Below are 22,180 nucleotides of genomic sequence, written 5' to 3'. Positions count from 1 at the left end.
AAAGGGGGTGCGGAAGGTCAGCGCCCCTTTGCCACATTTTAAAAGCCGTAAATTCGTTGTTTAGTCGTCAGTTTTTGTAAAGGCAGCCATGTCCGCACTACCGCAAGAAACCCCGGAAACCCCGAGCCAGCCACAGCAGTCGTACGGCGCATCCTCGATCCAGATCCTCGAAGGCCTGGAAGCGGTCAGGAAGCGCCCGGGCATGTACATCGGCGACACTTCCGATGGCACCGGCCTGCATCACTGCGTCTTCGAAGTACTGGACAATTCCATCGATGAATCGCTGGCGGGCCACTGCACCGAGATCCATGTCACCATCCACGCTGACAACTCCATCTCGGTCACAGACAATGGCCGCGGCATCCCGACCGGCATCAAGTGGGACGACAAGCACGAACCCAAGCGCAGCGCAGCCGAAATCGTCATGACCGAGCTGCACGCCGGCGGCAAGTTCGACCAGAACTCCTACAAGGTCTCGGGCGGCCTGCATGGCGTCGGCGTGTCCTGCGTCAACGGCTTGTCCAAGCTGCTCAAGCTGACCATCCGCCGCGACGGCAAAGTGCATTACATGGAATTCGCCAAGGGCATTCCGCAAAACCGTGAAACCGAAACGCAGGATGGCGCGCTCATTTCGCCCATCAAGGTCATCGGCGACACCGACAAGCGCGGCACCGAAGTGCACTTCTGGGCCGATGAAGAAATCTTCAACAATGTCGAATTCCATTACGACATCCTGGCCAAGCGCATCCGCGAACTGTCGTTCCTCAACAATGGCGTGCGCATCAAGCTGTCCGACCAGCGCACCGGCAAGGAAGAAATATTTGCGTTCGAAGGCGGCACGCGTGGCTTTGTCGAATACATCAACAAGAGCAAGTCGGTGCTGCACCCGACCATCTTCCAGGCCACCGGTGAAAAGATGTCCGAGTACGGCACCAACATCACGGTCGACGTCTCCATGCAATGGAACGATGCCTACAACGAGCAGGTGCTGTGCTTCACCAACAACATTCCGCAGCGCGACGGCGGCACCCACCTGACCGGCTTGCGCGCGGCGATGACCCGCGTGATCAACAAGTACATCGATGAGCACGAATTCGCCAAGAAGGCCAAGGTCGAAGTGGCCGGCGACGACATGCGCGAAGGCCTCACCTGCGTCTTGTCGGTGAAGGTGCCAGAACCGAAATTCAGCTCGCAGACCAAGGACAAGCTGGTGTCCTCCGAGGTGCGCGGCCCGGTCGAGGAAATCGTCGCCAAGACCCTGACCGACTACCTGGCGGAAAAGCCGAACGATGCCAAGATCATCTGCGGCAAGATCGTCGAAGCCGCGCGCGCGCGCGAAGCCGCCCGCAAGGCGCGCGAGCTGACGCGCCGCAAGGGCGTCATGGATGGCCTGGGGCTGTCGTCGAAACTGGCCGACTGCCAGGAAAAAGACCCGGCCTTGTGCGAACTGTACATCGTCGAGGGTGACTCCGCCGGCGGCTCCGCCAAGCAGGGCCGCGACCGCAAGTTCCAGGCGATCCTGCCGCTACGCGGCAAGGTGTTGAACGTCGAGAAAGCCCGCTTCGAAAAGATGCTGTCTTCCGAGCAGATCACCACCCTGATCGCCACGCTCGGCACCAGTATCGGCCCGGACGAATTCAACGTCGAAAAGCTGCGTTACCACCGCATCATCATCATGACCGATGCCGACGTCGACGGCGCCCACATCAGGACGCTGCTGCTGACCCTGCTGTACCGCCAGATGCCGCAACTGGTCGAGCGCGGCCACGTGTACATCGCGCAGCCGCCGCTGTACAAGGTCAAGCACGGCCGCGACGAGCGCTACCTGAAGGACGACATCGAGGAAGCCAGCTACATGATGCAGATCGCCCTGCACGATGCCGCCCTGATCCCGCGCGAAGGCGCCGAGCCGGTCAGCGGCAGCGCGCTGGAAGAGATCGTGCGTCAGTACAACGTCTCCAACGACATCGTACTGCGCCTGTCGCGCGCCATCGACGAAGCCGCCCTGATCGCCATCGCCACCGGCGTCACGCTCAAGCTCGACACCCTGGCCGATGCCGAAGCCTCGGCCCAGACGCTGGTCAAGGCAATCAACGATCCGGCCGTGGAAGTGCTGGTCAAATCCGACGAGCTGTCCGACAAACATCAGCTGCGCATCCAGCGCCGCCAGCACGGCAACCTGAAGGTCAGCGTGATGGATGCCGACTTCGCCACCGGCCCCGACTACACTATCCTGGCCAATGCCGCCGCCACCTTCCAGGGCCTGGTCGGCGAAGGCGCACGCGTGCGCCGCGGGCTGGGCGAGAAAGCCAAGGAAATCGCGATTTCCAGCTTCCGCCAGGCGATGGACTGGCTGCGCGACGAAGCCGAGCGCGGTGTCTCCAAGCAGCGCTACAAGGGCCTGGGCGAAATGAATCCGTCACAGCTGTGGGAAACCACCATGGACCCGACTGTGCGGCGCCTGTTGCGGGTGCAGATCGAGGATGCGATCGCAGCCGACCAGATTTTCGCCACCTTGATGGGCGATGATGTGGAACCGCGGCGGGCGTTTATCGAGTTGAATGCGCTGCAGGCGGGAAATATTGATGTTTGATGCTGTGTAACCCGCGTAGGGCGCCAGAGTAATTGCGACTGGCGCCACAGTTGTGCGACTGGATATCGTTAGTTAGTGCGACTGGCCTATCAAGCGGTCGGTGCTTAAAAGCAGCCGTCAAAGCATGTCTGGCAAACAATTGAGATTGCCTTAAAAGTCACTTACGAAAAATTGGAAGGCTCCTGTATGGAGCCTTTCTTATCTTTAAATGTCAGCTTCGAGGTCGATTGCAGCCGGTTGCGGAATTTCTCCAAGTGCGCTGTACAACGAAAAGGATGGCGGACGCGCCAATTCGGTCCCCTGTCCAACTACCACATCGAGAAACTGGCAAGGTCTGCTTACCAGATCACAGCATCACTCATTAACTTTGCCAGCGAATCGCTCAAGCTCTCGTCGCATGATCTTTCCGGTGCTGGTTTTTGGTAGGTCTTTGACGAATTGGATAGAACGTGGCACTTTGTATGGTGCCATACAAGCCCTACAATGCTCGATAATGTCTGCTTCGGTTGCGCCCTTGCCATGTGCCAAAACAACGTAGGCCTTCGCCAGCTCTCCTTTGAATTCGTCTTTTATGGCGCCAACGGCAGCCATGGCAACTGAAGGATGGCCGGCAATTATCCGCTCCAGCTCCGCCGGATAAATATTGAAACCTCCAGTAATGATCATGTCCTTTGCTCGATCGACCAAGAAGATGAAGCCCTCCTCGTCAACATATCCCAGATCGCCAGTTCGCAACCAACCATCCTCTGTGAAAACCTCCGCAGTGGCCTTCGGATTGTTAAAGTAACCCTGCATCGTAATACCACCCCGAATCAGCAGTTCTCCGATGACAGGGTTATCGGGCTGATCCGCGCCAACATTGCTCATATCGATTTTGGCTTCAATATGAGGAAGCGGAATCCCGATCGAGCCATGCTTCCGTGGTCCATACAGCGTTTGCGTGGTCCCTAACCCGCCAATTTCTGTCATTCCCCACAATTCGATTAATGGACAGCCGAATTCCGATTCAACTTGCTCCATCTTTGCCCGAGGCATTGTTTGGCCTCCAACCGTGCATCGCTTTAAACTAGACAAGTCGTAGTCTTTCAGGCCTGGGAAATTCAACAGATACATGTACATGGTCGGCACACCCTCGAACAAGGTTGCTCGATGTGTTTGAATTGAATGCAATACCTCTTTCTCCGAGAATCGCTCGTGAAGAATTAGCAGTGCACCACATGCAAACGCCGAGTTCATCACTACGTTTCCGTAAACGTGCGCGCATGGCAGCGCGCTTACGATTACATCGAACTGATGTCTGACATGCATTACGGATGTAAGCGCTGTATTAAGCAATACGCTACGGTGGCTTAACATCGCTCCTTTAGGGTGTCCTGTTGTTCCTGACGTATAAGCGATCGTCGAGAGGGTGGATTGCTCAATTTCCGGAACGGTAAAGTCAGCGCTCGCTTGTTCGAGCAAAGCGTCGAACGAGTGCAGGCCAGTTTCGGGGCCACCGAAACTGATGATATGCTGGACGTTAGTCCTGCTTTCGCACCCAATAAGTGAAGATGCTTTATCAGACGATGTCACGACGGCCTTCGCTTGACAGTCATTGATGGCGTACTCGGCTTCAGTGGGAGTCAGCATCATATTCAGCGGATTAACGACTGCCCCAAGCTTTAGAATCCCGTAGTAGCTGACGATCCATTGCCACGAATTCGAGGCATACAACGAAACGCGATCGCCTGGCGAAATCCCCAAGTGGCGCAGGGCATTAGAAAATCGATTGGTTAGCAAGTCCAAGTCACGGTATGAAAAGCACCGATTGCCGAAGATGAGCGCCGGGCGGGCGCCATGTTTTCTTGCTGAAGCGGGCAACAGTTCGCCGATTGAATTTTCCATAATCTGAGTGTCTCAACTGAATAGGTTTGATTGCCTCCCCAAAAGGAAAGGCAATGCCTGAAATTTTGTTTTTTATTTCTTAACCAGAGGGCAAGCGCTCTCTGCGAGCGGGCGGAACGCCTTGTCGCCTGGAATGGTCGCTACCACCTTGTAGTAATCCCATGCATACTTGGACTCAGCCGGTGACTTGACCTTGACCAGGTACATGTCGTGGACCATACGGCCGTCCTCGCGGATATAAGCATTCTTTGCGAACATGTCGTTGATTCGTTCCTTGCGCATCGATGCCATAACGGCTGACGATTCATCAGTTCCAGCCACCTTGATCGCTTTCAGATAGGTCAAAACTGCCGAATAAATGCCGGCATGCGGTTGCGCCGGCATTTTTTTATGCTCATTAAAGAAGCGGCGCGACCATGCCCTCGTTTCATCGTTGAGATCCCAATAAAAGGCAGTGGATGCAAACATACCTTGTGCTGTTTCCAAACCCAAGGTATGTACATCATTGATGTACAGGATCGACGCCATCAATTTCTGCTTGTCTGTTACCTGGAATTGTTTCGCAGCCTTAATGGTATTGATAGTGTCACCACCAGCGTTTGCTAATGCGATGACGTCGGCCTTTGCGGACTGGGCTTGCAGTAAGAATGATGAGAAGTCAGAGGCATTCAACGGATGCCGTGTAGTTCCAACGATGGTTCCTCCGCTCTGCTTCGAAGCTTCGGTAATATCCTTTGTCAGTGCTGCGCCAAGCGCGTAATCAACCGCAAGGATGTAGAAGTTTTTTGCGCCTTGCTGCGCCATTGCTTTAGTCGTGCTGTTGGCAAGCGCATACGTATCGTATGTGTAATGTACGGACATCAGGCTGCAGTTTTCACCGGTGATAGATGCGGCGGCAGCACCAGTATTTATAAGGATCTTGTTCTTCTGGGTTGCGATCCGGGCAGCAGCAATATGGAGTGCGGAATTGTTAAGTTCAAAGATGGCATCGACCTTGTCGTTGTCAAACCACTTCAGTAGCGTCGTCACACCGACATCTGTTTTGTTCTGATGATCGCCGACAACAATTTCAATCTTCTTTCCCAGAACCATGCCACCAAAATCTGCAATTGCCATTTTTGCGGCAGTGACTGATCCTTTCCCGCCAATATCAGAATAAGGCCCTTGCATGTCCGTCAAAACGCCGATTCGGATTACGTCGTCCGAGACATTTGCGTGAGCGCTACTGGCGGCGGCGAGTGCTGCAAGCGATAAAAACACGGCACGTCGGCAGCTCTTTGATGAAATAGTCATTGCGTCTCCAATCTCTATGGATATATGTTGATTTGTGTTTGTGCAGTACGACCCCCTTTCCATTACCGGTTGCCCTCTTCAGAGTGCCTGCCTAGTAAGGTACGTGGTTCGTCGCCAGAAAATGGTAGAGATGAAATGGAAAGCGCTTTGTCATCCTGCGGACAATTTCATTCAAAAAGTCCAGGTTCGGATGTTGATTTCGGCTTTTTTGACGCAAACAGGCCCAGCAAGACCGGCCCGACAATGAAAAGAATACGGGCTGGGACTTAATTTGATAGTCTGGCTGCTTGTGAAAACTGTCTAGGTGGCTAGATAACTATCCAATGCGAATCCGCAGCTGATATGACGAACTCAGAGTGAAATCTCCGACGCAGTATTAAGAATGTTCGTCGAAATTTTGAAGACGATCCTTGTCGAGAATGTTTAGACGGCCGTAGCTATGATCGATAATTTTCTTGGCAGTCAACTTTGCAAAAACGCGGTTGATGAATTGACGCGAAAGGCCGCAGAGCTGGGCCAGTTCGGCTTGATTGATTTCAAGTACCCACGTTGGGTTTCGGGATGTTTGGGACTCTACGAGCATAATGATAAATTTTGCAACACGAGTTTCGGCATCAACGAGACGGTCAATTTCAATAAGCGCCATCTGCTGTGCTAATCGCTTGTTCAGCTGGCTAATTAGAAAATGGCAAAACCGAATATTCGTGTTGTATAGATACATAAAGGTCGAGCGGGGGACGTAGGCGATATAGCTATCCCGTAGCGCGATGACGTCGAATCGCCGCAAGGTGCCGTTAAGAACTGATCCTTCACCAAGCCAGCCGCCGGCGGTGATTCCAGCATAGGTCGTCGTTTTACCTTGCGACGTCATGACGGACGCCTTGACTAAGCCGCTTATCACGCCGATCCACTGCTCTGCAGGTTCGCCAGCGCGGCAAACATATCCTCCGGATGCAACATGGCGCTCAAAGGTATCAGTTATGACTCGTGCTTGTTCCTGCTCTGAAAGCAATTGCATCCAAGGTTGTTCTGCAAGGAAAAGTCTCAGGCCCGTTGTCATAACTTTATGTTGAAAATCAATGGTGTTTCTTCAGCAAATTTCGAGAAGGCCAACACTTTTCGCAGTTCAATTCTGACTTTATCTTATACCAACTGTTATGCCCCGTGCAAAAGCCGTTAGCACTTGGTCGGCTTGGCGAGCGCCGGCGCAGCATTTTGATCATATTCAATTAGAACAACCGATTGACGGGATCATACCGAACATACTTGGGCAAGCCGGGAACCAGAAGAGGCTCATTGAGATAGCAGTCACCCATCCAGTTGGCGACGACAAGCTGTTGACTATAATAAAACTTGGGTTTCCAGCGATCGAGATTTCTCTGGATCTTGAGAAGCACACGGGGTAGAACTGGGAAAAGTTGAGCGAAAAAGTAATAAGGAATACCGGGATGCGGTGCTGGCTACATCACTTGCAAGTTGCAGAACTCGAAGAACAAGCGCTCGCGCAAGCGCAGGAACATTGGATAATGGCGACACTGAAAACGATGGAAGCCATCCCGCGCATCGGAATACAAGGCGCCGGCAAAAGCACGTTTCACCAGCGTCACTTCTTCGATAGTGTGGACGCGCCTTGACCTGCGGCGCCCCCAGAGCGGGGGAGCTTGCCATCACGGACTTTGAAGCTTGCTGAGAACGCCTGCCTTATCCAGCAAATAGCACTCGAAGTCGTTTGCCAGGAACAGGCTGCCGCTGTAATGCACCTTTTCCTCTGTGTGTATATCGGCAAGCGAAAGGCCTCCTTTCGCAATGCCTTCCCCCTTCTGTTCCTGGTAGCGCGGGCTGAAATGCGTCAGCACAAGGTTCCTGATCTTTGCCTCGCTGGCAAACTGCGCCACCCGCTTTGCCGAACTGTGCTGCGGTCCCGGGCCGACCTTGCTCAGCACCGCTTCCGTATAGGTGGCTTCATGGATTAGCACATCTGCATCCCGTGCCTCGTGCGCCAGTAGACCTGGCGTGTCGTTGTCACCGCCGACGATGATCTTGCGCGGCTTGCGCAGCGGCAGAAGATAGTCGCTCGCGCGCACGGCTCTGCCATCCGGCAGCACCACATCCTCGCCACGCTGAATCCGGCCCCACAGGGGCCCTGCCGGAATATTGGCGCTTGCCAGCTTTACCGCATCGAGCCTGGCTTCGACCGCTTGCTCGGTAAAGCTGTAGGCGTATGTCGGCACCCGATGCGACAAGGCAGTGGCTTGCACCCGGAAGTCCGGCAGTGCCGATATCGTCGGCATGGCTTCGACATCGATGAATTCGATCTCGTAGGGAAGCTTCAACTGCGTGGTCTGCATTACGCCATCGAGAAAGTGCCTGACCGCCTGCGGCCCCGCCAGGAGCATCGGCTCGGTGCGGTTTTGCATGCCGGCGCTGGCCAGCAGCCCCGGCAAGCCGTAGCAATGGTCGCCGTGCACATGGGTAATGAAAATTGCGCGCAAGCTTGCCAGCGACAAGCTGGTCGACAGGATCCGGTGCTGCGTGCCTTCGCCGCAATCGACCAAGTACCATTGCCTGGCGTTATCCGCGCGGAGCGCCAGGGCAGTGACGTTTCTGGTCTTGGTCGGCGTGCCGGAAGAGCTGCCGAGAAACTGGAATTCCATGGTCATGTGAAAAGATAGCATCGGGACGTCATGGTCTTGTTTCCTTTTTAGCACAGTGCTGCGTCCCTATCCAGGCCGGGATTGCTTTGGCAGCCGACGCCACGAAGTGGCATCATGCTTCCCATCGCCTGATGATCTTGCCGCCTGCCATCCATGACTCCGATTCAAGACGTGCTTCACCGCATTCAGTGGGATCCGGAATTCGGCAATGCCAGGTTCATGATCGGCTACTACGACCGCCTCGACGATCGAATCGTCCGCGTGCCGTTCCAACAAGTGCATCTTGCGCGAGGTGAACACTTTTCGTTTGACGTGGTGGACGAGGATGGCACGACCCGCATGGTGCCTTTCCACCGGGTCCGCGAAGTGTGGCGCAATGGTGTGTTGATCTGGCAGCGTAAAGGTGCGTGACTACTCGAGTTCGTAAACAGAAGGCCAACCAATTTGCAGAGGGGGGACGCGAATGCATCTATTGGATGAAAAAGCGGCGCAGATATTGAAGCATCCCGGCGCCTTTGTATTGCAGGCCCTCAAGAGCTTCATTGCCAACAATGGTCTGCTGCTGGCCGGGGCGGTGGCTTACTATGCCCTGCTGTCGCTGGTGCCGCTGCTGATCCTGATTGTCATTGTGCTGTCGCATATTGTCGATCAGGCGGAACTGCTGCAGACCGCCGGCCACTATCTGGAGTGGCTGGTGCCTAGCCAATCCAAGGCGGTGATTCACGAACTGTCGAATTTTCTGGAAAACCGTTCGGTGATCGGCTGGGCCTTGCTGGGGACGATACTGTTTTTCAGCTCGCTTGCCTTCTCGGTGCTGAACCAGGCGATGTCGGTGATTTTTTATCATCGTTTCCTCAAGCAGCGGCGCCATTTCCTGATTTCTGCGCTGCTGCCTTACAGTGCCATCCTGGTGCTGGGAGTCGGTCTGCTGATGCTGACTGTGCTTGCCCACGGCGTGGAGCTGCTCGGCGAACAGGAACTGGTAGTGGCTGGCCGGCACTGGAGCCTTGTAGGCGTCTCCGGATTCTTGCTTTATCTGCTGGGGCTGGGCGGCGAAATCCTGATGCTGACCCTGATTTACTGGATCATGCCGGTCGGGCGCCTGTCGTTGCGGCATGCCTTGATCGGCGGCGTGACCGCAGCGCTGTTATGGGAAGTGGCGAGACATTTGCTGGTGTGGTACTTCGTCCATCTTTCGCACGCCAGCGTGGTGTATGGCGCACTGACGACAGCGGTTGTCGTCATGCTGAGCTTCGAACTTGCCGCCACACTGTTATTGTTTGGCGCGCAAGTGATTGCGCAATACGAGCTCATGACCGGCGTCGACGCTGATGCACGGGCCATGGAAGGCAAAACCTGAATTGGATAGCGGCTGAAACAGTATCAGCCTTCCTGCTTGAGCGAAGCCATGTCAATCACAAAGCGGTATTTCACATCGCTCTTGAGCATGCGTTCATAAGCCGTGTTGATGTCCTGGATGCGGATCATCTCGATGTCGGAAACGATGCCGCGTTCGCCGCAGAAATCGAGCATTTCCTGCGTCTCGGCAATGCCGCCGATCAGCGAACCGGCCAGGCGCCGCCGCTTCATGATGAGGTTGAATACTTGTGGCGAGGGATGCGGCGAAGACGGCGCGCCGACCAGCGTCATGGTGCCGTCGCGCTTGAGCAACTCCAGGAACGCATCGAGCGAATGCGGCGCGGCCACGGTATTCACAATGAAGTCGAAGGAATTGTTGTGCGCCGTCATCTCGCTCGCATTCTTCGACACCACCACCTCATCGGCGCCGAGCCGTTTTGCATCCTCCCGCTTGCCCGGTGAGGTGGTGAAGAGCACGACATGCGCGCCCATCGCATGCGCCAGCTTGATGCCCATGTGACCGAGCCCCCCGAGCCCCACGATGCCGACTTTTTGCCCGGGACCGACCTGCCATTGCCGCAGCGGCGAGTAGGTCGTGATGCCGGCGCACAGCAACGGCGCGGCGCCGGCCGGGTCGAGGTTATCGGGAATCCGCAGCACGAACTTGTCGCGCACGACGATGTTGCTGGCATAGCCGCCATACGTCATGCCGCCGGTATGCATTTCCTCGCCATTGTAGGTGCCGACAAAGCCGTTTTCGCAGTATTGCTCCAGACCCTCGCCACAGGCGCTGCAATGCTGGCAGGAATCGACCAGGCAGCCCACGCCGACGAGGTCGCCTTCCTTGAAGCGCGAGACCTGGTTGCCGACTGCCGTCACGCGGCCGACGATTTCGTGCCCGGGCACGACGGGATACACGGTGTTGCCCCATTCATTGCGGGCGGTATGCAGGTCGGAATGGCAAACGCCGCAGTAAAGGATATCGATCTGGACGTCGTCAGGCTTGGGATCGCGGCGCTGAAAATCCATTTTGCTGAGCGGTTCATCGGCGCTGGTGGCGCCATATCCTGTGGAAGCAAGCATGGTCGTGGCCTTTCATTCTGGAGATATCGGTGCAGTTCAGTCGACTGGTCCGTCCTGGCCAAGTTCCGGCCGTGGGAAAAAACGGAATACACTGCGCCTATCCCAGCGACCGGCTCAGGCGCCCTGTTCCGCACGGGCACGCAACTGCGCCACGTGACGACCGTGCAGCAGGTAGAACGCGAGCATGCACACCACGGCGAGCACCGCCATGCTCCAGTACAAGTTGCGGTAGCCCAACTGCGAGATCGCCAGGCCCAGCAGGTAAGGACCAAAGCCCAGACCGGCGTCCAGGAAAATATAAAACGTCGATGTCGCCAGCCCCATGCGATTGGGCGCCACCACCTTGATGGCAATGGCCTGCATGGCCGATTGCAGGTTGCCGTATCCCAGGCCGATCAATGCCCCCGCCACCAGCAGCACCGCGTCGGAGCGGGCGCTGGCCAGCATGGCCAGGCCGATGGCGAGGATCACGCAGCACGGGTAGACCACGAATTTGGAGCCTTTCCGGTCCAGCAAGCGTCCCGTCAAGGGGCGCGAGCACAGCACCGCCGCCGAATACACAATGAAAAAGACACTCGCCGCGGCAACCAGATCGAGTTCGATGGCGTAGGCATTGATAAAGGCCAGCACGCTGGCATAGCACAGGCAGCACAGGAAAGTGACCACGGCGATAGGAATTGCGCGGGCCTCCAGCAGATTGCCGAGCGTGAACTCGAATCCCCCGCCCCCTTCGCGTGCGGCCATGTCCTCGGGCATTTGCAGCCGGATTGAAGCCAGCAAGCCCACTATCGCCACGGCCAGGCAGGCAACGAACACCCAGTTGAAGTTCAGGTGCTGCATCATCCACAGTCCCAGGAACGGCCCGCTTGCCGAAGCCAGGGTCGTGCTGAGACTGTAATAGCCGATGCCCTCGGCCTTGCGGCCCTGCGGAATGATGTGCGCCACGGCAGTGCCGACGGCCGTGCTGGCCACGCCCAGTGCCAGGCCGTGCATGAAGCGCACGGCGATGAGCGCCGGTATGGAATTGCTCAGGAAGTACAGGCAGGTCGTGATCGCAAAAGCAATCATGCCGATGATGAGCGTCTTTTTCCGGCCGATGGCGTCGACAAGCTGGCCGATCACCAGCCGCCCCAGCAAGGTGCCGATGACGAAAATGCCGGCGACCAGTCCGGCCAGGCTGAGCGAGGCACCGTATTCCCTGATGGCATACGCGCCGATCACCACGATCAGCATGTAGAACACCAGGCTCAGAAAGAAGTTGACGCCTGCAACGATCACAAAGTCGCGGGTCCATAGGCGTGTCGATTGCATGATGGTGCTAGGGAAAATGTTATTTGAGATTGCCGGATATCTGCTGAAAAACCGTGACCGTTCGCGCCAGATCGTCGGCAGCGATGCCGGCCGTTGCGCGCCGCTCCAGCGCCGTGATCTTCTGGCGGCACTGCGCGTAGACGTCCTGCCCCAGGGGCGTCAGGGCAATCGATTTTTCGCGGCGGTCATTGCCCGGCGCAATCGTCAGGTATCCCAGTTCCTCCAGGCGTTGCACCCGACGGGTGACGCCGGGCTTTTCGATGCCGTAGTAATTGGCAATCTCCACCAGGGATGCCTGTTCGTGCTCGTGCAGATATAACACCACTTGCCACAGCGAATACGACAGCTCATGAGACTGGAGCAGCTGGTTCAGCGCCTGGATCATGGGCCGGTGCAGCAACAGATAGCTTCTGAAAAAACCTTGCATGGCGCGTATTAGTTACCCTGATTAACCATAAACAAGGGTAACTATATTCCCGGGCCATCTTGCTGTCAATCGCCGGACGCCGCGCACGCCGTCATCAAGCCGTCACAATCGGATACCTATAATCCGCCCGAACCGCTTGGATAACCGGCATGCAGGCATATGTATAAAAACAATCAGCGACTTTTGATCCTCGATGCGGACGGCACCACCATCGACGCCTTCAAGGCCATTGAAGAAGCGTTCGACCGGCACGGCTTGACGCTGGGCGATGAGGCGAGCTTTCAGAAGCGCCACAATCTTTTCAAGTATCTTGGCGGCCTCAAGGAATTCCCTTCCGTCCTCAAGAAAAATATCCGCAAAAAAAACCGGATGGAAATCATCGACACCCTGACCGGGGTGTACCGCACGGAAGCGCGCCTGTATCCCGGCATTGCGGAATTGATCCGCGCGCTGGTCGCTGCGCCCGACGTGGTGGTCGGCCTGGTCACGCGGAACATTACCAACGAGCCGCTGGAAACCTTGCGGCAGTTATTCGTTCGCCATGACCTCGATATCGACGCGCTGGACTTTTTGGTGCATATCCCGCTGAAGGAAAAGAAGACCGCCCAGTTCCGCGCGCTCCGCGAACGCTTCGATATCAATCCGGCGCGCGGCTATATCTGCGGTGATGAACACAAGGATTTTCATGCGGCGATCAATACCGGCCTGCACCCGTTCATGGTGTCGTACGGCTTTGAAGACCACGACAGATTGACCACGAAGTTCGGCGTGCCGGCGGAAGTGATTTCGCGCACCTCCGAGGCGCTATGCGCACGGGTACGCCACGCCCTGGACTTGCCGGTTTCCGGCTGACGGGTGCAGCGCTGCCCCCTGCCTTCACGCCCCGTACGAATACCAGAACAGTAGCGCACTGACGGCGGCAAAAATCCAGTATTCCACTGGCGCCCCGGCCATCCAGTTCTTGTGCCAGGAAATGTGATCCCGGTGAAACCGCTTCCAGCCATAGGCCGGGTTGAGGATGAACCAGAGAAAATCTTCTACGATCCAGAACACCATGATGGAAGCCAGGACCCGCGCTTCCAGCGGCAAGGACCACTGTCCACTGAAAAACAGCGGGAAATGAAAAAACACCGCGATGAACGGGAATGCCCAGGCATGGTAGCCGGTCATGGCGCGTCCGCCCCAGAAAATATCGAGCAGCCAATGCTCCTCGACGCGCCAGGTAGGCAGATTTTCTGCCCAGCCGCCGTCGCCTTCGATATGAATTTCGAGTTTGGCGAACATGTAGGCCAAAACGAAGACACCGCCCAGGGTCAGGGCGAGCTGTAGCATTTGCGGAAGCAGCATGGTGATCCTTCTGTTTTTGACAGTCGAATTTTACATGCCAACAAGTATCTGCCTGATGACAAATTGATGACAGTCAAGAGCCTCCTGGCCCTAGCGCTTGCGGGTCAACACGGCGGCAAGTTCATCAAAACCGGTTTTTGGCGACAGGCGGGGATACGGCGGCGCAGGCCATTCCCAGTATTGGCTCGGGAACAGCGCACGCATTGCATGAATATCGCAATGGTAGGGCGGGCCTTTGACAAAGCCTTGTGCGGATTCTTCCGAGACGGCCTGCACAAAAAGGGCAAACAGCTGTCCGCCCGGGCGTATCCAGGAGTGCAGTTGGTCTGCATAGGCGCGCCAGCGGTCAGGATGCAGGGCGCAAAGGCAGGTCTGTTCATACACGGCATCCACTGGCGATGCCAGCTGCAAATTCAGTACATCGGCTTCAATCAGTTCGGCGTCAAGTCCTTCTGATTGCAGCATGGCCTGGCATGCTGCAATCGCGCCCGGCGCATAGTCCACGCCCGTGGCCTTGATGCCATGCGCTGCGAGCGTGGCGACTTCCCAGCCCCGGCCGCATCCCGGCACCAGCACGGATGTGCCAGGATGAATCATGCCGGCGTCGATCCATTGCTTGAGCTGCGGATTGGAAACGTCGCGATCCCACGGCAAATTGCCGGAATCGAAGCGCGATTGCCAAAAATCGATCGTTGGTCCTGCCATATGCCATGCTTCTTTCGTTGAACGCTGCGGTAAAGAGACCTGGACCAGGATTGTCACAATCGCGGGCCCTCTCTCAATCCAACATTATAGATTTCGAAACAAAAAATCGCTCGATTCGGCAAAGAAGCGAGCGAAAACCACATTTAAAAGTGGGGGAGAAACTTGTACGAGCATACAAGGAAGGGACATCACGGTCGCTCGAAACCACGATCACGATGTTCCCTCTGTTCATCCGGCTTTTATCATCATTTCTTTAAAAGCGGACAAGTGCTTTCGTTCAAAGGCTGAAATGCGAGCTCTCCTGGAATGACCTGTTTAATGCTGAGCAAATCCCAAGGTCCCTTGGATTCCGACGGCTTCTTCACTTCAGCGAGAAACATGTCATGCACCATCAAGCCATCATCCCGAATCTTGCCGCTCTTGGTGAACATGTCGCTGATCGTCGTTTTTTTCATGTGCGCCATTACGGCATCTGGCTGCGCCGAGCCGACCGACTTGACGGCATTTAAATAATGCATCGTCGCTGAATAGGCTGCGGCCTGGTTCATGGTCGGCATGGCATTGCGTAACTTGAAGAACCGGTTCGACCAGGCACGGGTCGCGTCATTCTGGTCCCAATAAAACGCCGTTGTAAACGCCAGTCCTTGGGCGAGATCCAGGCCCATTCCCTTCACATCGGAGTCGAACAGAATCAACGGAACTACGCGAGAATTACCACCTGTCAAACCGAATTCCCGTGCCTGCCTGATCGCATTCTGGGTATCTCTCCCCGCATTGGCCAAGGCAATAACTTTTGCTTTCGATGCCTGTGCTGAGAGCAAGAAAGAGGCGAAATCAGGAGCACCGAGCGGATGACGAGAAGAACCCAGTACCTTGCCGCCGGTTTTTTGCACTACTGCAGTGGTTTCTGCCTCAAGGGATTTACCAAACGTATAATCGGCCGAGAGGAAATACCATGAGTCGCCCCCCTCCTTCATGACGGCACGTCCCGTGCCATGTGCCAAAGCATAGGTATTCCACGCATACTGGATGCCGTACGGCGTGCATTCACTGTTGGTGACAGCGGTCGTTCCCGACGTTAAAAATGTCACTTTTTTCTTTTCAGCAGCCAATTTCTGCATTGCCACCGCGGTAGCCGAGTCAGCACTTTCCAGGACCATGTTTACACCATCGCGATCGTACCATTCGCGTACGCGCGCAGCTGCCACGTCCACTTTACCCAGCGAATCGGCCGACAGGATTTCAATCGGTTTACCCAGCACCTTGCCGCCAAAATCCTCTATTGCCATTTTCATGCCGGTGACCACGCCCGGCCCGGCAAGCGCTGAATACGGCCCTGTCATATCCACCATGGCAGCAATTTTGAATGTGTCGGATGCATTTTGTGCGATTGCTGGCGTAATGACAGCAGTGCTGACGCAGAGTGCCAACACAGCGAGAGGCAAGCTGGAACGTTTCATTTAAGTCTCCTATGATTAAATAACGTATTTAAATCAAGTGCCGCTCTAACGCCGGCTTTTTTTATTTACTGCTTAAATGAATTTCATCAACTGATAATTCAGCAGAATAAAATTCATGATTTCTACAATTTCGGCTCACTATGAAAATGCCAGTCCTCCATTCACGTCAAGGACGACACCGCTCATGAAACTTGCGCCAGGCGAGCATATCTGTTTCGACACTTCCTGGATAATCTTTATGTACGACATGGAATTCATTTTGTGGTGTTGAAAATTTCGCGCCCGATCAACATGCGACGAATTTCAGATGTGCCAGCGCCGATTTCCCATAACTTGGCATCACGCCAGAAGCGCCCCACCGGATATTCGTTGATATAGCCATTGCCGCCCAGGGTCTGGATCGCCTCGCCGGCCATCCAGGTTGCTTTTTCCGCGAGATACAAAATGACACCGGCGGCATCCTTGCGCAGGTCACGCGAGTGGGACCCGGCGTCGCATGCCTTGCCGACGGCATAGAGATAGGCGCGGCAAGCCTGCCAGGTGGTGTACATATCGGCGATCTTGCCTTGCATAAGCTGGAACTCACCGATGCTCTGGCCGAATTGCTTGCGATCGTGAATATACGGGATCACAACATCCATGCACGCCCCCATAATTCCCAGAGGTCCAGCAGCCATCACCGCACGTTCATAGTCCAGGCCTGACATCAATACCTTGACACCATTTCCCTCGCCGTTCAGTACATTTTCGGCAGGCACTGCACAGTCATCGAAAAATAACGGATAGGTGTTGGAGCCACGGCAACCGAGCTTGTCGAGCTTTGTACCACAACTAAAGCCTTTCATGCCTTTTTCAATAATGAAGGCGGTCATTCCCTTGGCGCCGGCTTCCACATCGGTTTTGGCATAGACCACCAGTGTATCGGCGTCTCCGCCATTAGTGATCCACATCTTGGAGCCGTTCAGCACGTAGTGGTCGCCACGGCGGTCGGCACGCAGCTTCATGCTGACGACGTCGGAACCGGCGTTCGGTTCGGACATCGCCAGCGCCCCTACGTGTTCACCGCTCACCAGTTTTGGCAGATATTTTTTCTTTTGCGCCGCATTCCCGTTCGTGTACAGCACATTTACGCAGAGATTTGAGTGCGCTCCATAGGAGAGACCAACGGATGCCGAGGCACGCGAGATCTCTTCCATGACGAGCATGTGGGCAAAATACCCCATGTTGACACCGCCATATTCCTCGCTGACCGTCATTCCGAGCAACCCAAGCTCGCCGAATTTTCGCCACAGGCCTGTGGGAAATTGATTATCGCGATCTACTTCCGCAGCGCGGGGCGCAATTTCTTTCTCGGCGAAGTTCCGTACCGTAGCACATAACATTTCGATGTCTTCATCCAAGCCAAAATCCAGTCCTGTTATGCGCATATCGTTCTCCATTGTTGCTCGGTTCGTGTTCGCCGATTAGATACCGGTTTGCTTGCAAATCCGGTTCGGCGCGTTAATTAGCAGTAGCACGTACTAGACTGGGCTTCCGCCTGGGCCAAACCTTGGGGCGCGCTTTTCCAGAAAAGCAGTGATCCCCTCTCGGGCATCCGCACTGTCTCCAGACGCAACCATGTATTCGCGCTCTAGTGCCAGTTGCTCATGCAAGGTGCGCTGAGATGCGCCATTTACAAGAGCTTTAATGCGGGCAATTGACTTTGCAGCACCTGCAGCAATACTTTCTGCCAGCTTGTCAGCCTCGAATGCCAGCTGATCATCTGGATAGATTGCATCGACAACCCCGGACGCCAGACAGTCATCGGCATTAACAGGGCGATTCAGAATGAATATCTCCCTGGCACGCGCAGGTCCGACACGACGCGTCAGGAACCACGAACTGCCGACGTCGGGCGTTAATCCAATTGCGGAGTATCCGCCACGCAGCTTCATGGATTGCGCAGCCAGGACGAAGTCAGCGACCAGCGCCAAACCAATTCCGCCGCCGCCAACAGGCCCATTCAATACAGAAATTACCGGCACCGGCATGTTCGCCAGCTTGAGTATCACCTCATTCAGCGGGCCAAGCAGGCCTTCAAGCATGGGCGCCAGGCCATCGATGTTGCTTTTGAAGTTGCTGATATCGCCGCCGGAACAGAATGTCTTTCCCGTTGCTCTGATCAGCACTACGCGTACAGAACGATCTGCGCAGATGCGGTCAATTGCATTTCTCAAGGCAGCGACCGATGCCTGATCAAGAGCGTTTGCCTTGTCAGGCCGATTCAGCACGATGCTCCCGATTCCTGCATTGATTGTAGTTAAAACGCACTCGCTCATTCTCTGCTCCATGACTGATAAAAATCTCTCAAATGAGAAACCTGACCACGAATGCAACTGAATAACTTGTTAGCAGCCGGCAATAACCTCCATTGCCGCAAACAGGCAAGTACAAAAAAGTCTGCATTTTTTGCATTGTTCCACTTTAAAATCGCCCCTGTCAAGATTTTTATGAACCATGATTCATGATTTACAAATTTAATTTCCTTACTAATCTTTGCTCGAACAAGATGTATCACAAATACGATTGACAAGAATATTTCAGAGCTATAGCATTTACATGAATCATGATTCACAATAATATATTTAAGGATATTCCCTGGGAAAGTGGCACCACGTGGTGGAGGAATTACTCTCTCCAGGCCAGTTCTATGTCGGCGTGCCAAGGCACAGGTTTATACACCTGAAAAAACAAGGCAGAAGAAAATCAACATCTGGTTTATTCGAATATCTTTTTATCTCGCAACCTCAATCAATGCTGGAGCCGCCATCTATGACAATTAATTTCTACACGGGTTATCGCTCACTATCTTTCCAGCAAGAAGGGCGCATTTTAAAAGTCATCATTAACACGGCTGAAAAAAAGAACGCCGTGGATGACAATCTCCATCAGGATCTGGCGCGGGTTTTTTATGACATCAATTCCGATCCTGATACGGATATCGTGATACTTACCGGCATTGACCGCTGGTTCTGTGCAGGCGGAGACATGACCTGGTTCCAGGAATTGATCGATGAGCCCCACCGATGGAACGAAATGATTGTTGAGGCAAAAAGAATCATCAACGGTTTGCTGGAACTGGAAAAGCCCATTATTGCGCGCATCAATGGTGCTGCTGCCGGGCTCGGTGCATCACTAGCTTTAATGTGTGACATTATTGTTGCAGATGAATCTGCGCTTATTGGCGACCCCCATGTCAGGATGGGGCTTGTAGCAGGGGATGGCGGTGCCGTTATTTGGCCGCAACTTGTCGGCTTTGCAAAAGCAAAAGAGATGCTGCTGACAGGAAGAATGCTGACAGCAAAAGATGCTGCAGGAATGGGGCTCATCAACTACGCTGTTCCTGCGAATGCACTGGATGACAAGGTAAATGCGTTAGCCAGGGAACTTGCCGAAGGCGCCACGATGGCGATTCGCTGGACCAAGACGGTAATGAATCTGGAATTGCGTCGAATCTCGGGCTTGCTGACAGATGCCGCGCTGGCGTATGAAACAGTCACCAACGCGAGCAAGGATCATCAAGAGGCTGTAAGGGCTTTTGTGGCCAAGCGAAAGCCGAACTTCGAGGGTCGATAGACCTGCGGAAGGTGTGAACAGTGTAGGTCGGGAATTTCCGAAAATACTGCCCACAATTGCATACTATGTTTCTAGAAATCTCTGGAACTGGAAGGGATGAGAATGGAAATAACGAATGAGGCATTGCTGGCACAAAGGGTGAACGTGGGTGACATTTCCCGTCGTGGCGCCAGACGTCATCCTCGGAAAACCTCCGTGATCATGGGAGAGCGCCGCCTCTCTTACCGTGAACTCGACGATCTGTCGAACCAGGTTGCCAATGGCTTACTGGCTTTGGGGCTCGGTGCGGGATCGCGTATTTCTGTCTTGGGTCGTAACAGCATCGAGTTCCTGCTGTTGTACTTCGGCGCAGCCAAGGCCGGTGCAATCCTTTGTCCGGCAAACCCTGCCCTTCCCGAAAGCGATCTTCAGTATGTGCTCAACCATGCCGAGGTGAATGCCATCTTTGTCGACAAAAGCGAGATCGGGCGTATTGCGGCATTGCTTCCGCAGATTCCGACTGCCAGACACTTGTTCATGCTCTCGACTGACTCTACCCTGGAATGGAAGACGCTTCATGATTTGGCATCCGGCCAATTGAAGACGGATCCGAATGTCCTGGTCGGCGACCGCGATGTTGCCATGATCATGTACACAAGCGGCACGACATCGGCGCCCAAAGGGGCGATGCTGTCCCACCTTAATGTAACTGTAGGCGCAATGCACAATGCGTTTGCAGGGGAAATGACGGAAGATACGATTGCCACTGCCATTCTTCCACTTTTCCATTGCGGTCAGCTTTCGCTCACCAGCGGGACACTTGTCCGTGGCGGCACGGTCGTCATCATGGATGGATTCAATCCCTATCTGCTGCTCCAGAGCATCGGCAAGGACCGCATTACTTGGATGTTTGCCTTGCCGGCCATGTACCGGACCCTACTGGCCCATCCCGGCCTGGACGACGCAAATCTGTCGAGCCTGCAGTTCTGCCTTTATGCCATGGCGCCAATGGACCATGCGACATTGCGCCAGGCGATCACTCGACTCGGCGTACGCTTTGCGCTGACCAGTGGCCAAACGGAAGCTTATCCCCCAACTGTTGTGTTCTCATCCGAGTACCAACTCCTCAAGGAAGGCCCGTTCTGGGGCCGGGCGATGCCATTGGTGGAAATGGCTATCATGGATGATGATGGAACGCTTCTCGAAAACGGCGAGGTCGGTGAGATCGTCTACCGTGGCCCGATGCTGATGGAAGGCTATCTGAAAGATCCTGAGGCGACGCGCAAGGCATTTGCCGGCGGTTGGTTCCATTCCGGCGATCTTGGTCGCGTTGACGAAGACGATATGCTACTTTTTGTGGATCGCAAAAAAGACATCATCAAGTCGGGCGGCGAAAACGTTTCCTCAATCAAGATCGAGCGCTGCTTGCTCTCCCATCCCGGCGTAACGTCAGCGGCGGTGATTGGCATGCCCAACGAACGTTGGGGCGAAGAGGTTATCGCGGCAGTTTGTCTTGCAACAAAATCGCCGCCATCGCAGGCGGAATTAATCGCGTATTGCAAAGCAACGCTTGCGCCATTCGAAGTGCCAAAAAAAGTGATTATTTATGAACGCCTGCCGCAAACGGCGACAGGAAAAATCCTTAAATTTGAGATCCGTAAAGAAATGCAAAAACTTCTTGAGAGCTTGCCCGGCGTGAGCAGCAACAACTAGACGCAAGGCTCAGATGAACATATTAGTCGATTGGTCGCTCAATGCGTTGCTGTAGCTGCTTTTGCCGGCGCAAATAGGCCGCCCTCAACAAGCTTCATGTAAGTATCGATAAGCACCATATCGTTTTTTTTGCGTGAGGCCACACTGGAACGAGAAGAAAGCATCGTAAGATAGGTACGTGCGCCCATCAGTATGTGCACCAGGGCTTCCAACTGCGCTTCGTTAAACGCTTGAATTTCCCCGCGTTCCATTTGCCCTTTCAGCGCTTTCATATACCGTGCAGAAAACTTCTTGAAGTGCAGCTTGAAGGCACGGGGAGCAAATATCTCGGCTTCGTTCAATATCCGAAGGAATCCCGGGTTTTGGCGAAAGAATTCGAAGTAAGCGACAATCCGTTGACGCTCGCGTTCGAGTCCAACGACATTCTCCGGCAAGCGCGCACGAATATGTTCAAGCAATTGGTCCCCGACCACGGGGAGCAACTGGTCAAAAAGGTCTTGTCGCGTCTCAAAATAATTGTAAAACGTTCCGCTCGCAACACCAGCAAGTTCTGTAATCTTTCCGATAGAAGCTTCTTCGTAGCCATACTTCCCCACAGCCGTCGCTGCAGCGTCAAAAAGCGCGTGGCGGATCTCGTCGGCCCGTTCTGCACGCTTGCCACGTTTTTTTTGGGGGGGGTGGATTTCGCTCGACGAACTCACTCTGCGCTCCTATATGGAATTGAACGCTTATGATAACAGTCGCGCTTCTCCATGAA

The 22,180-nt window shown here is 54.7% G+C and carries 20 protein-coding genes; 7 read left to right on the top strand and 13 right to left on the bottom strand.

The annotated features are described in order from the left end of the window. Nucleotides 1-88: 88 nt before the first annotated feature. On the top strand, nt 89-2,593 hold the full coding sequence (gyrB, locus tag D3878_RS16375; protein WP_119786460.1) for a DNA topoisomerase (ATP-hydrolyzing) subunit B: 2,505 nt from the start codon (nt 89-91) through the stop codon (nt 2,591-2,593). A gap of 354 nt (nt 2,594-2,947) precedes the next feature. Here gyrB and D3878_RS16370 read toward each other — a convergent pair whose 3' ends face one another. The 3 genes from D3878_RS16370 to D3878_RS16360 all read right to left on the bottom strand — a co-directional run bounded on the left by D3878_RS16370 (nt 2,948) and on the right by D3878_RS16360 (nt 6,830). Further along, nucleotides 2,948-4,477, bottom strand: a complete 1,530-nt coding sequence (locus tag D3878_RS16370; RefSeq protein ID WP_119786459.1) for a class I adenylate-forming enzyme family protein — start codon at nt 4,475-4,477, stop codon at nt 2,948-2,950. Between the two features lie 72 nt (nt 4,478-4,549). Further along, complete coding sequence (locus tag D3878_RS16365) at nt 4,550-5,770, bottom strand: ABC transporter substrate-binding protein (protein WP_119786458.1); 1,221 nt, start codon at nt 5,768-5,770, stop codon at nt 4,550-4,552. Between the two features lie 376 nt (nt 5,771-6,146). Continuing rightward, the gene (locus D3878_RS16360; RefSeq protein ID WP_119786457.1) at nt 6,147-6,830 is read right to left on the bottom strand and encodes a Crp/Fnr family transcriptional regulator; all 684 of its coding nucleotides are present in this window, start codon (nt 6,828-6,830) and stop codon (nt 6,147-6,149) included. A gap of 409 nt (nt 6,831-7,239) precedes the next feature. Here D3878_RS16360 and D3878_RS23865 point away from each other — a divergent pair, with 409 nt between their 5' ends. Further along, nucleotides 7,240-7,404 (top strand): hypothetical protein, encoded by a 165-nt coding sequence (locus D3878_RS23865; protein WP_158592294.1) that lies wholly within the window; start codon nt 7,240-7,242, stop codon nt 7,402-7,404. 33 nt (nt 7,405-7,437) lie between these two features. Here D3878_RS23865 and D3878_RS16350 read toward each other — a convergent pair whose 3' ends face one another. Next, nucleotides 7,438-8,430 (bottom strand): MBL fold metallo-hydrolase, encoded by a 993-nt coding sequence (locus D3878_RS16350; RefSeq protein WP_233556361.1) that lies wholly within the window; start codon nt 8,428-8,430, stop codon nt 7,438-7,440. Nucleotides 8,431-8,577: 147 nt separating this feature from the next. Here D3878_RS16350 and D3878_RS16345 point away from each other — a divergent pair, with 147 nt between their 5' ends. Next, nucleotides 8,578-8,835 carry a DUF504 domain-containing protein gene (locus tag D3878_RS16345; RefSeq protein ID WP_119786455.1) on the top strand — a complete coding sequence of 86 codons (258 nt, stop codon included), beginning with the start codon at nt 8,578-8,580 and terminating at the stop codon, nt 8,833-8,835. 52 nt (nt 8,836-8,887) lie between these two features. Then, the gene (locus tag D3878_RS16340; protein ID WP_119786454.1) at nt 8,888-9,784 is read left to right on the top strand and encodes a YihY/virulence factor BrkB family protein; all 897 of its coding nucleotides are present in this window, start codon (nt 8,888-8,890) and stop codon (nt 9,782-9,784) included. 23 nt (nt 9,785-9,807) lie between these two features. On the opposite strand, the gene D3878_RS16335 is transcribed toward D3878_RS16340, so the two are convergent. From D3878_RS16335 to D3878_RS16325, 3 genes are all read right to left on the bottom strand, one after another. Then, entirely contained in the window at nt 9,808-10,866 is a 1,059-nt protein-coding gene (locus D3878_RS16335) for an NAD(P)-dependent alcohol dehydrogenase (RefSeq protein ID WP_119786453.1), read from the bottom strand. Between the two features lie 114 nt (nt 10,867-10,980). Beyond that, entirely contained in the window at nt 10,981-12,177 is a 1,197-nt protein-coding gene (locus D3878_RS16330; RefSeq protein ID WP_119786452.1) for an MFS transporter, read from the bottom strand. A 19-nt stretch (nt 12,178-12,196) separates the two neighbouring features. After that, on the bottom strand, nt 12,197-12,604 hold the full coding sequence (locus tag D3878_RS16325; protein WP_119786451.1) for a MarR family winged helix-turn-helix transcriptional regulator: 408 nt from the start codon (nt 12,602-12,604) through the stop codon (nt 12,197-12,199). Nucleotides 12,605-12,763: 159 nt separating this feature from the next. Here D3878_RS16325 and D3878_RS16320 point away from each other — a divergent pair, with 159 nt between their 5' ends. Next, nucleotides 12,764-13,456 (top strand): HAD family hydrolase, encoded by a 693-nt coding sequence (locus D3878_RS16320; protein WP_119786450.1) that lies wholly within the window; start codon nt 12,764-12,766, stop codon nt 13,454-13,456. 24 nt (nt 13,457-13,480) lie between these two features. Here the strand turns inward: D3878_RS16320 and D3878_RS16315 are convergent, their stop codons facing one another. The 5 genes from D3878_RS16315 to D3878_RS16295 all read right to left on the bottom strand — a co-directional run bounded on the left by D3878_RS16315 (nt 13,481) and on the right by D3878_RS16295 (nt 18,434). Next, nucleotides 13,481-13,951 (bottom strand): hypothetical protein, encoded by a 471-nt coding sequence (locus D3878_RS16315; protein ID WP_119786449.1) that lies wholly within the window; start codon nt 13,949-13,951, stop codon nt 13,481-13,483. Nucleotides 13,952-14,041: 90 nt separating this feature from the next. Next, nucleotides 14,042-14,656: a methyltransferase domain-containing protein gene (locus tag D3878_RS16310; protein WP_119786448.1), complete on the bottom strand. Its 615-nt coding sequence runs from the start codon at nt 14,654-14,656 to the stop codon at nt 14,042-14,044. 245 nt (nt 14,657-14,901) lie between these two features. After that, on the bottom strand, nt 14,902-16,116 hold the full coding sequence (locus tag D3878_RS16305) for an ABC transporter substrate-binding protein (protein ID WP_119786447.1): 1,215 nt from the start codon (nt 16,114-16,116) through the stop codon (nt 14,902-14,904). 254 nt (nt 16,117-16,370) lie between these two features. Then, nucleotides 16,371-17,543 (bottom strand): isovaleryl-CoA dehydrogenase, encoded by a 1,173-nt coding sequence (locus D3878_RS16300; protein ID WP_119786446.1) that lies wholly within the window; start codon nt 17,541-17,543, stop codon nt 16,371-16,373. Between the two features lie 93 nt (nt 17,544-17,636). Then, nucleotides 17,637-18,434 (bottom strand): enoyl-CoA hydratase-related protein, encoded by a 798-nt coding sequence (locus D3878_RS16295; protein WP_119787949.1) that lies wholly within the window; start codon nt 18,432-18,434, stop codon nt 17,637-17,639. A 340-nt stretch (nt 18,435-18,774) separates the two neighbouring features. On the opposite strand from D3878_RS16295, the gene D3878_RS16290 reads away from it, so the two are divergent. Together D3878_RS16290 and D3878_RS16285 are read left to right on the top strand one after the other, a co-directional pair. Further along, a complete protein-coding gene (locus D3878_RS16290) occupies nt 18,775-19,731 on the top strand; it encodes an enoyl-CoA hydratase/isomerase family protein (RefSeq protein WP_233556360.1) in 957 nt (318 codons plus the stop codon). Between the two features lie 102 nt (nt 19,732-19,833). Beyond that, a complete protein-coding gene (locus tag D3878_RS16285) occupies nt 19,834-21,423 on the top strand; it encodes a class I adenylate-forming enzyme family protein (protein WP_158592293.1) in 1,590 nt (529 codons plus the stop codon). A gap of 38 nt (nt 21,424-21,461) precedes the next feature. Here the strand turns inward: D3878_RS16285 and D3878_RS16280 are convergent, their stop codons facing one another. Continuing rightward, entirely contained in the window at nt 21,462-22,124 is a 663-nt protein-coding gene (locus D3878_RS16280) for a TetR/AcrR family transcriptional regulator (protein ID WP_119786444.1), read from the bottom strand. Nucleotides 22,125-22,180: the final 56 nt, after the last annotated feature.

The sequence above is a fragment of the Noviherbaspirillum sedimenti genome (assembly GCF_003590835.1).
In the GTDB taxonomy this organism is placed as follows: domain Bacteria; phylum Pseudomonadota; class Gammaproteobacteria; order Burkholderiales; family Burkholderiaceae_D; genus Paucimonas; species Paucimonas sedimenti.
This window is presented reverse-complemented; position numbering and strand designations above follow the sequence as displayed.

Bases quoted from the DNA above. Each gene is read 5' to 3' on its own strand.
- D3878_RS16360 (WP_119786457.1), bottom strand. From the start codon at position 6,830: ATGACAACGGGCCTGAGACTTTTCCTTGCAGAACAACCTTGGATGCAA.
- D3878_RS16340 (WP_119786454.1), top strand. From the start codon at position 8,888: ATGCATCTATTGGATGAAAAAGCGGCGCAGATATTGAAGCATCCCGGC.
- D3878_RS16350 (WP_233556361.1), bottom strand. From the start codon at position 8,430: ATGACCATGGAATTCCAGTTTCTCGGCAGCTCTTCCGGCACGCCGACC.
- D3878_RS16295 (WP_119787949.1), bottom strand. From the start codon at position 18,434: ATGAGCGAGTGCGTTTTAACTACAATCAATGCAGGAATCGGGAGCATC.
- gyrB (WP_119786460.1), top strand. From the start codon at position 89: ATGTCCGCACTACCGCAAGAAACCCCGGAAACCCCGAGCCAGCCACAG.
- D3878_RS16345 (WP_119786455.1), top strand. From the start codon at position 8,578: ATGACTCCGATTCAAGACGTGCTTCACCGCATTCAGTGGGATCCGGAA.
- D3878_RS16310 (WP_119786448.1), bottom strand. From the start codon at position 14,656: ATGGCAGGACCAACGATCGATTTTTGGCAATCGCGCTTCGATTCCGGC.
- D3878_RS16370 (WP_119786459.1), bottom strand. From the start codon at position 4,477: ATGGAAAATTCAATCGGCGAACTGTTGCCCGCTTCAGCAAGAAAACAT.
- D3878_RS16300 (WP_119786446.1), bottom strand. From the start codon at position 17,543: ATGCGCATAACAGGACTGGATTTTGGCTTGGATGAAGACATCGAAATG.
- D3878_RS16285 (WP_158592293.1), top strand. From the start codon at position 19,834: ATGGAAATAACGAATGAGGCATTGCTGGCACAAAGGGTGAACGTGGGT.
- D3878_RS16335 (WP_119786453.1), bottom strand. From the start codon at position 10,866: ATGCTTGCTTCCACAGGATATGGCGCCACCAGCGCCGATGAACCGCTC.
- D3878_RS16330 (WP_119786452.1), bottom strand. From the start codon at position 12,177: ATGCAATCGACACGCCTATGGACCCGCGACTTTGTGATCGTTGCAGGC.
- D3878_RS16365 (WP_119786458.1), bottom strand. From the start codon at position 5,770: ATGACTATTTCATCAAAGAGCTGCCGACGTGCCGTGTTTTTATCGCTT.
- D3878_RS16305 (WP_119786447.1), bottom strand. From the start codon at position 16,116: ATGAAACGTTCCAGCTTGCCTCTCGCTGTGTTGGCACTCTGCGTCAGC.
- D3878_RS16315 (WP_119786449.1), bottom strand. From the start codon at position 13,951: ATGCTGCTTCCGCAAATGCTACAGCTCGCCCTGACCCTGGGCGGTGTC.
- D3878_RS16325 (WP_119786451.1), bottom strand. From the start codon at position 12,604: ATGCAAGGTTTTTTCAGAAGCTATCTGTTGCTGCACCGGCCCATGATC.
- D3878_RS16320 (WP_119786450.1), top strand. From the start codon at position 12,764: ATGTATAAAAACAATCAGCGACTTTTGATCCTCGATGCGGACGGCACC.